Here is a 1,434-nt window from a genome sequence, read left to right as displayed (position 1 = left end):
CGCCGAGCGCTATATCACCGAAGAACTGAAGAACTTCGAGGACAAGGTGCTCTCGGCCAAGGAACGCTCGCTGATGCGCGAGCGCGCGCTGTACGAAGCGCTGCTCGATACCTTGACCGCGCAACTGGAGCCACTCAAGAGCGCCGCCTCCGCCATGGCCGAACTGGACGTGGTGGCCACGCTCGCCGAGCGCGCCATGGCACTGGACTGGAGCGCGCCCGAACTCACCGACGAGCCCGGCATCGCGATCGAGCGCGGCCGCCATCCGGTGGTGGAGAAAGTACGCGAAGAACCGTTCGAACCGAACGACCTGATGCTGGACGACAGCCGTCGCATGCTGGTGATCACCGGCCCGAACATGGGCGGTAAGTCGACCTATATGCGCCAGAACGCGCTGATCGTGCTGCTGGCGCATATCGGCAGCTACGTGCCTGCGTCGCGTGCGGTGATCGGCACTATCGATCGTGTGTTCACGCGTATCGGCGCGGGCGACGACTTGTCACGCGGCCAGTCCACTTTCATGGTGGAAATGAGCGAAACCGCCAACATCCTGCACAATGCCACCGAGCACAGCCTGGTACTGATGGATGAAGTGGGCCGCGGCACCAGCACGTATGACGGCCTGGCGCTCGCACGCGCGGCGGCAGTGCATCTGGCCGCCAGCAGCCGCTCGTACACGCTGTTCGCCACGCACTATTTCGAGTTGACCGAGCTGGCCAACGAATACGCCACGATCGCCAACGTGCATCTGGACGCGGTGGAATACGGCGAGCAGCTGGTGTTCATGCACGCGGTGAAGGAAGGCCCTGCCAATCGCAGCTTCGGCTTGCAGGTGGCCGCGCTCGCCGGCCTGCCCAAGTCGGTGATCGCCGACGCGCGGCGCACGCTGGCTGAGCTGGAACGCGGCATGTATCAGCACGCCTCGGCGACGGAAACCAAGACGCCTGCTCAGGAGTCGCCACAGATGGGCTTGTTCGCCGCGGCGCCGTCGGTGGTTGAACGTGCGCTGGAAGGCATCGATCCCGATGCGATGACGCCGCGCGAGGCGCTGGAAGCGCTTTATCGGCTCAAGTCGCTGGCCTGAGAGGCAGCGGACATCGGCTCGCAGGAGAGCGAGTCGATATCACACAGCCGGATCTAGTGCGGATATTCCGACTTGCGGGCGTTGCCGATCGCTTCGAGCACCGGCGTCGGCAAATGATCGAGGTCGAGCACGACCTTGCCTGAATGCACGGCGCGCACGGCGCTCACCGGTATCTCGAAGTCGCCGCCGTTCTCGATATAGACCAGCAGTGCATGGCCGCCTGCCAGCAGCCGGCGTACCGAGCCGATGCCATCTTCGCCGTCGGCCACGAAAACCATGTCGCCTTCCTGGATGTGCTCTGCCACGACGACTCTCCGCTGGGATCAAGAGGCAGGCATCGTCAGACAGGC

At 64.4% G+C, this 1,434-nt stretch carries 2 protein-coding genes; one reads left to right on the top strand and one right to left on the bottom strand.

Annotation, left to right across the window (positions count from 1 at the left end; genetic code table 11):
* The coding region (locus AC1DMG_RS22125; protein ID WP_477181151.1) for a MutS-related protein at positions 1-1,084 on the top strand (1,084 nt) is incomplete at its 5' end.
* Positions 1,085-1,137: 53 nt separating this feature from the next.
* Here AC1DMG_RS22125 and AC1DMG_RS22120 read toward each other — a convergent pair.
* Positions 1,138-1,389 (bottom strand): hypothetical protein, encoded by a 252-nt coding sequence (locus tag AC1DMG_RS22120; RefSeq protein WP_441605139.1) that lies wholly within the window; start codon positions 1,387-1,389, stop codon positions 1,138-1,140.
* Between the last annotated feature and the right edge of the window lie 45 nt (positions 1,390-1,434).

The sequence above is a fragment of the Dyella sp. 01N36 genome, from assembly GCF_056399745.1.
Note: the sequence above shows the minus strand (reverse complement) of the source record. Positions and strands in the feature narration are given on the sequence as shown.